This is a genomic window from uncultured Sulfitobacter sp., assembly GCF_947497275.1.
GTDB lineage: Bacteria > Pseudomonadota > Alphaproteobacteria > Rhodobacterales > Rhodobacteraceae > Sulfitobacter.
This window is the reverse complement of record NZ_CANMFS010000056.1, coordinates 1-206: the sequence shown is the minus strand read 5'-3', so window position 1 is coordinate 206 and position 206 is coordinate 1. Positions and strand designations below refer to the sequence as shown.

Here is a 206-nt window from a genome sequence, read left to right as displayed (position 1 = left end):
CCGCCGCCAAGGTTGTCCTGCCCCGCGCCGCCTTCCAGCGTGTCGTTGCCGCCCTCGCCGCGCAGCCGGTCGCGCCCCGCGCCGCCCAGCATCAGATCGTCGCCCGAGGTCCCGGTCAGCCAGTCATCGCCCGGCGTGCCGGTGATCGCGTTCTGCGGCACCGGTTCCGACACCGTGTCGAGCGCCAGCGTGGGTCCCGCAATCGC

1 pseudogene is annotated in these 206 nt (G+C 74.8%); it reads right to left on the bottom strand.

Features of this window, described 5'->3' with window-relative positions:
• Positions 1-206: pseudogene (locus tag Q1A06_RS20970) on the bottom strand (hypothetical protein); the annotation flags it as partial.